2 tRNA genes are annotated in these 242 nt (G+C 45.9%); both read left to right on the top strand.

Annotation, left to right across the window (positions count from 1 at the left end):
* The first annotated feature begins 4 nt into the window (after positions 1 to 4).
* Positions 5 to 81 (top strand) — tRNA-Met (locus tag AB4238_RS22430).
* Between the two features lie 44 nt (positions 82 to 125).
* Positions 126 to 202: transfer RNA gene (locus AB4238_RS22425), tRNA-Met, on the top strand.
* The last annotated feature ends 40 nt before the right edge of the window (positions 203 to 242 follow it).

Below are 242 nucleotides of genomic sequence, written 5' to 3'. Positions count from 1 at the left end.
CGGACGCGGGATGGAGCAGTATGGTAGCTCGTCGGGCTCATAACCCGAAGGTCGTTGGTTCAAATCCAGCTCCCGCAACCAATTCTTTAATAGTAGAATTAAATTAACTATAGCGTTTACATGGACGCGGGATGGAGCAGTATGGTAGCTCGTCGGGCTCATAACCCGAAGGTCGTTGGTTCAAATCCAGCTCCCGCAACCAATTCTTTAATAGTAGAATTAAATTAACTATAGCGTTTACA

It is taken from the genome of Shewanella sp. 10N.286.45.A1, assembly GCF_041470405.1.
Lineage (GTDB): Bacteria > Pseudomonadota > Gammaproteobacteria > Enterobacterales > Shewanellaceae > Shewanella.
The sequence above is the reverse complement of the archived record's forward strand: the minus strand, read 5'-3'. Positions and strand labels throughout refer to the sequence as shown.